7 protein-coding genes are annotated in these 6,218 nt (G+C 70.8%); 2 read left to right on the top strand and 5 right to left on the bottom strand.

Annotated elements, in window-relative coordinates; translation table 11 throughout:
- Positions 1–213: 213 nt before the first annotated feature.
- Together purS and purQ are read left to right on the top strand one after the other, a co-directional pair.
- Entirely contained in the window at positions 214–456 is a 243-nt protein-coding gene (gene purS / locus VP06_RS19825; RefSeq protein ID WP_048449910.1) for a phosphoribosylformylglycinamidine synthase subunit PurS, read from the top strand.
- A complete protein-coding gene (gene purQ, locus VP06_RS19820; protein ID WP_048465511.1) occupies positions 453–1,139 on the top strand; it encodes a phosphoribosylformylglycinamidine synthase subunit PurQ in 687 nt (228 codons plus the stop codon). The genes purS and purQ overlap by 4 nt, the downstream gene beginning before the upstream one ends.
- Before the next feature lie 235 nt (positions 1,140–1,374).
- On the opposite strand, the gene VP06_RS19815 is transcribed toward purQ, so the two are convergent.
- From VP06_RS19815 to fba, 5 genes are all read right to left on the bottom strand, one after another.
- Positions 1,375–1,920, bottom strand: a complete 546-nt coding sequence (locus VP06_RS19815) for an adenine phosphoribosyltransferase (protein ID WP_048465510.1) — start codon at positions 1,918–1,920, stop codon at positions 1,375–1,377.
- A 162-nt stretch (positions 1,921–2,082) separates the two neighbouring features.
- A complete protein-coding gene (locus VP06_RS19810) occupies positions 2,083–2,877 on the bottom strand; it encodes an inositol monophosphatase family protein (protein WP_048465509.1) in 795 nt (264 codons plus the stop codon).
- Between the two features lie 209 nt (positions 2,878–3,086).
- The gene (locus tag VP06_RS19805; protein WP_245291245.1) at positions 3,087–4,166 is read right to left on the bottom strand and encodes a tetratricopeptide repeat protein; all 1,080 of its coding nucleotides are present in this window, start codon (positions 4,164–4,166) and stop codon (positions 3,087–3,089) included.
- 2 nt (positions 4,167–4,168) lie between these two features.
- Positions 4,169–4,888, bottom strand: coding sequence for a thiamine phosphate synthase (locus VP06_RS19800; protein ID WP_048465508.1), 720 nt, complete (start codon positions 4,886–4,888; stop codon positions 4,169–4,171).
- Between the two features lie 237 nt (positions 4,889–5,125).
- Entirely contained in the window at positions 5,126–6,211 is a 1,086-nt protein-coding gene (fba, locus tag VP06_RS19795; protein WP_048465507.1) for a class II fructose-bisphosphate aldolase, read from the bottom strand.
- Positions 6,212–6,218 lie beyond the last annotated feature (7 nt).

The raw sequence follows: 6,218 nt of genomic DNA, 5'->3' as shown, positions 1-6,218 counted from the left end.
CCCCTGAACCCCGCGCCCCCGCGCGAAGCGAACCCGCCGGGACCGCGATGGCCGCCGACGCCGCGCCAGTATTAGAATCCTACCAGCAAAGATCAATGCATGCGTCGGCGCGTGCCGCGGCCTGCCGCGCCGGCCGCCCCCGGCGTTGCCTCCGACCCCGTTCCGCACTATCGGAAGCCTGAAAGAAGCCCTCCGCTGCCGAAGGTCTGGCCGATGAAAGCGCGCGTCACCGTCACCCTGAAGACCGGTGTCCTCGACCCCCAGGGCAAGGCGATCGAGGGGGCGCTGCGCTCGCTCGGAATCACCGGCATCGCCGGGGTGCGCCAGGGCAAGTTCTTCGAGGTCGAGGTCGAGGCCGCCGACGAGGCCGCCGCCGAGGCCACCGTGAAGGCGGCCTGCGACCGGCTGCTCGCCAACACGGTCGTGGAGAATTACCGCGTCGAGATCGCCCGATGAAGGCCGCCATCGTCGTCTTCCCGGGCTCGAACCGCGAGCGGGACGTCGCCCGGGCCCTGCGCCTCGCCGGCGCCGAGGTGACCCCCGTCTGGCACACCGAGACCGCGCTGCCCGCCGGCACCGATCTCGCGGTGCTGCCGGGCGGCTTCTCCTACGGCGATTACCTGCGCTGCGGCGCCATCGCGGGACGGGCGCATGCCATGGACGCGGTGCGGGCGCACGCCGCCCGCGGCGGGCTGGTGCTCGGCATCTGCAACGGCTTCCAGATCCTGTGCGAGTCGGGCCTCTTGCCGGGCGTGCTGATGCGCAATGTCGGCCGCCGCTTCCTCTGCCACCGCCAGACCCTGCGGGTCGAGCGCACCGACACCGCCTTCACCCGGGCCTACAGCCAGCACCAGGTGATCGACGTCTGCATCGCCCATGGCGAGGGCAATTACTTCGCCGATCCCGAGACGCTCGCGCGGATCGAGGGCGAGGGCCGGGTGGCGTTCCGCTACTGCGACGAGGCCGGCCAGATCACCGTGGAGGCCAACCGCAACGGCTCGCTGAACGCCATCGCGGGCATCTATTCCGAGACCCGCAACGTGCTGGGGATGATGCCGCATCCGGAGAACTTCGTCGAAGGTCTCGTCGGCGGCACCGACGGGCGCGGGCTGTTCGAGAGCCTGGCCAAAGCGGCGTGAGACGGGCTGGCCCGACCCCATAGGAGCGTGCGAGGCGGGCCGGGAGGCCCGCCTGTGTCGTGTCATACCAACGGCCGAGGATGCTGACGCATCGATTCGATCTCGGGCCTGCCCGAGATCGACGCGGCCGTTGACTCCCTCTCGACTTGTCGATGCCAAGCCCAGATGTCCGGGATTTTGGGCTTGGCGAAAACTCGCGAACGGCACCAAAGGTCGTTTTCAACGACCGTTGGTATCAGTGCCCCTCGAACTCGATCAGGGTTCGCACCGGCAGGTCGAGGGCGCGCAGGCGGTCGGCGCCGCCGAGTTCAGGCAGGTCGATGACGAAGCAGGCCGCCACGACCTCGGCGCCGATCCGGCGCAGCAACTCGACCGCCGCCGTCGCGGTGCCGCCGGTGGCGATCAGGTCGTCGACCAGGATCACCCGGTCGCCGGGCTTCACCGCGTCGGAATGGATCTCCATCTCGTCGGTGCCGTATTCGAGGGCATAGGCGATCGAGACCGTGGTGTGGGGCAGCTTGCCCTTCTTGCGGATCGGCACGAAGCCCGAGGAGAGCTGGTGGGCGATCGCGCCGCCGAGGATGAAGCCCCGTGCCTCGATGCCGGCGACCTGGTCGATCCGGCCGCCCGCGAAGGGATGGATCAGCTCGTCCACCGCGCGCCGGAAGGAGCGGGCATCGCCGAGCAGGGTGGTGATGTCGCGAAACACGATGCCGGGCTTCGGGTAGTCCGGGATCGAGCGGATCGCGTCCTTGAGGGCGGACAGGGTGCGGGAATCCATGGCGTGCCTTGTCGTCGGAGTTCGGCGGGGCGGGAGGCGGGGGCGGCCGCGGGGCCGGCCCTCGGCATCATTCGCCGAGTGGTCGCCAGCTCGGCGACGAACGTGATGCAAGAACAGGGCATTCGGCAGAGCCGCGCCGTGCGGCTCTGCCGCGTGCGTCGGTCAGCCGCCGACCTTGCGCAGGATCGCGACCAGTTCGCGCTGGAGCACCTCGTTGCCGCAGGCGACCGAGCGGGCGGTCATCGGGTCGGCGCCGCCATCGGCACTGCTGGCGTAGCCCCCGGCCTCGCGCACCAGGAGCAGGCCGGCAGCCATGTCCCAGGTCTGGAGGTCGCGCTCCCAGTAGAGGTCGGCGCGGCCACAGGCGACCGCCGCGAGGTCGAGGGCGGCCGAGCCGGTCTGGCGCACGCCGCCGGTCACCGCCATCACGGCGGCGAGTTCCTTGAGCAGGCGCGGATGGCTGCCGCGGCCGAGATAGGGCGAGCCGTAGAGCGCCAGGCTGTCGGCGAGATCCTGCCGGCCGGCGACCCGCAGGCGCTTGTTGTTGAGGAAGGCGCCCTTGCCGCGCTCGGCGATGTACAGCTCGTCCTTGATCGGCTCGTAGATCACCGCGGCGACGATCGTGCCCTCGCGCTCGAGGCCGACCGAGATGCAGAAATGCGGCACGCCGTGCAGGAAGTTGGTGGTGCCGTCGAGGGGATCGACGTGCCAGGTATGGGTCTTGTCCTGGCCCTCGATGATTCCGCTCTCCTCCATGATGAGGCCGTAGCCGGGACGGGCCTTCATCAGGGCCTCGCGCAGGGTCGCCTCGGCCTTGCGGTCGGCGGCACTGACGAAGTCGCCCGGCCCTTTCCGCGAGACCTGGAGGTTCTCGATCTCGCCGAAATCGCGCTTGAGCCCGCGCGCCGCCTTGCGCACGGCATCGACCATCACGGTCATCAGGGGGGATACGATCATCGGTCGGCGGCTCCCGGGAGGCGGGTCGGGGTCATGGGCGAAGTCCTTGGAAGACGGGCGCTGGCACCCGCGTCGGCTGCAAACGACACAAGCGCGCGACCGCGTCGAGGCGGGGCGCTTGGCTGGTGCTTGGCTCTAGAGCATCGACACGAGGCGAGGGAACCACTTTTCGGTCGAGGCGGGGCTGGTGTGCGCCGGCCGGAACCGCCTCACGGCCCCGCCCGATCCGCCGCCAGCCGCTCGGCCCGTGCCTTCTCCTCCGCGTTGAGCCCGGACAACGCCTGGGTCAACCAGGCATCCGACAGCCCCTGCGCCCGGGCGGCCATGTCCCAGGCGGCGGCCTCGACGAGGTTCTTGGGCACGCCGCGACCGCTGGCATAGAGGCGGGCGACGCGGTTCTGGGCGACGGCATTGCCCCGGAAGGCGGCATGGCGGAAGTAGCGGGCGGCGCGGGCCTCGTCCTTCGGCACGCCCTCGCCGTTGAACAAAAGAATCGAGAACTCCACCTCGCCGGCCAGATCCCCGTTATCGGCGGCGCGGCGGAACCAGCCGGCGGCCTTGGTGGTGTCCTTCGCCACCCCGCGGCCCTGGAGATAGAGCACGCCGAGCGCATGCTGGGCCGGGGCCAGTTCCTGGTGGGCGGCCTGGCGCAACAGCTCGACGGAGCGGGTCAGATCGGCCGCCACGCCGGTGCCGAGCAGGATCAGGGCGAGGTTGTAGCTCGCCGTGGCATCGGCCCGGGCGGCGGCCTTCTCCAGGAGGGCGCGGCCGGCCCCTAAGTCCTTCGGCACGCCGCGGCCCTCGATCTGCATCATGCCGAGGGTCGCGGCAGCATGGGGATCGCCGAGATTGGCCGCCAGCCGGTACCATTCGGCGGCCCGCGCGGGATCCTGGCGCACGCCGAGGCCCTGGCTGTAGAGTTCCGCCAGCAGGGTCATGGCGGGAAAGTCGGTCTTGTTCTTCTCCAACCGCTTCGTCGCCTCGCGGAACGCCGTGACGTAGAAGCCGCGCTGGTAGGCGCCGTAAGCGAGGTCGGCGTTCGGGTCGTTCGAGGGCGCGGGCGGCAGCGAGGCCGCGCCCGGCAGGGTCTGGGTGGCTTGCGACGAGCCGAAGGTGTTGGCCGCACCGGCATTCGGCAAGACGATGGTTGGCGACGCGGCCCCCGGCGAAGAGGGGCCGGCCGGAGCCGGGATCGACCGGGCCATGGCTGGGACGGCCGCGAGGCTCACGGCGCCGAGCAGCGCCAGCGCCGCGAGGCGGGGCGGGGCCGCGAAACGAGAATTCCGCATCCTCACCCCTCCCCGGCGGCGGCACGGTTCCGGATCGCGGCCTGCGCCGCGGCCACCGCGGCCTCGCCCCCCTCCCCGGCCCAGAGCGCGGGATCAAGCCCGATGAACTCCGCCCCGGTCGCCACGAGATCCGGCACATCCGTGAGGTCGCGGGCGAGCGCGATGCAGGGTGTCTCGAAGATCTCGACCCACCAGGACAGCCGCGCCACGAGGTCGTCGAGGGCGATGCGGGGATCGTCGCCGAACAGCAGGTAGTCCGCCCCGGCCTCGCCCGCCTGCATGGCGGCGTGCTTGCTGCGGATCCCGCCGACACCCAGGATGCGGCCGTCGCGCAGGCGCTCACGCAGGGCATGCAAGGGGCCCTTGCGTGACGGTCCCTGACCCTCGTCGTCCTCCTCGCCATCCTCGTCCGACGCCGCCTCGACCGGATCCGCCTCGGCCTCGTCCGCCTGGACGTGGACGCCGTCGGCCCCGCTGCGGGCGGCGACGGTGGCGAGATCGATGCCCCCGCCGCCGGCGAGAACCAAGGCCGCGCCGGCCTCCTGCACCGCGGGCGCCACCGCCTTGACGGCGTTGACCAGGGCGCGCTCGTCGCCGTGCGGCAGGCGCAGGATCACCGCGGCGACGTCGCCGGCCGCGACCGCGCGCGCGAGGCGGGCCCCGAGGTCCGGGCCGACCCCGGGGGCGGTGAGGAGGATCAGGCGGGTCTGGGGCTCGGCCATCTCAAGGTCTGTCGCAAGGGCTGCGGGGCAGGGAGCGAAAACGCGCGGGGCGGACGACCCTCCGGCCGCCCGCCCTGCTGAAGGGTCATTGGGGCGGCGATGCGGCGCAGGATCGGCCGCATCACCGGCCAGGGGATAGACCGCGGCGCGGAGAACATCCGGCTTGGCCAGCCTCCCCGCCGACCAGCCGCAGACCGGACTGTCGTCCGCGTAGCGGTAGACCAACGGTCGTGGGTATTACTCCGCGGCGGCCTTCGACGGGGCGAAGGACGGGTCGAGCTTGCCGGCGGCGTAGCGCTTGGCCATCTCGGACAGCGCGACCGGCCGGATCTTGCCGGCATGGCCCGCCGTGCCGAATTCCTCAAAGCGCTGCTTGCACAGCTTCGTCATCGCGTCCATCGCCGGCTTCAGGTACTTGCGCGGGTCGAACTCGGCCTTGTTCTCCATCAGAACCTTGCGGATCTGGCCGGTCATCGCCATCCGGTTGTCGGTGTCGATGTTGATCTTGCGCACGCCGTGCTTGATGCCGCGCTGGATCTCCTCCACCGGAACGCCCCAGGTCGGCTTCATCTCGCCGCCATACTGGTTGATGATGTCCTGGAGGTCCTGCGGGACCGACGAGGAACCGTGCATCACCAGGTGGGTGTTGGGCAGGCGGCGATGGATCTCCTCGATCACGTTCATCGCCAGCACCGCGCCGTCGGGCTTGCGGGTGAACTTGTAGGCGCCGTGCGAGGTGCCCATGGCGACGGCGAGCGCGTCGACCTTGGTGGCCGCCACGAACTTTTCCGCCTCGGCCGGGTCGGTCAGGAGCTGGTCGTGCGACAGGGTGCCCTCGGCGCCGTGGCCGTCCTCGGCCTCGCCCTGGCCGCTCTCGAGCGAGCCGAGCACGCCGAGCTCGCCCTCGACCGAGCAGCCGGCCCAATGCGCCATCTCGGTCACCTTGCGGGTGATCTCGACGTTATAGGCGTAGTCCGCCGGGGTCTTGCCGTCGCTTTTCAGCGACCCGTCCATCATCACCGAGGTGAAGCCGTACTGGATCGCGGTGGCGCAGGTCGCCTCGTTGTTCCCGTGGTCGAGGTGCATGCAGACCGGGATGTGGGGATAGATCTCGACGAGACCGTCGATCAGCTTGGCCAGCACCACGTCGTTGGCATAGGCGCGGGCGCCGCGGCTCGCCTGGAGGATCACCGGCGAATCGGTGGCGTCGGCCGCCGCCATGATGGCGAGGCCCTGCTCCATGTTGTTGATGTTGAAGGCCGGCACCCCGTAGCCGTGCTCGGCGGCGTGGTCGAGGAGCTGCCTGAGCGTGATGCGCGCCATATCCGTA

The organism is Methylobacterium aquaticum (assembly GCF_001043915.1).
Taxonomy (GTDB): Bacteria; Pseudomonadota; Alphaproteobacteria; order Rhizobiales; family Beijerinckiaceae; genus Methylobacterium; species Methylobacterium aquaticum.
Note: the sequence above shows the minus strand (reverse complement) of the source record. Positions and strands in the feature narration are given on the sequence as shown.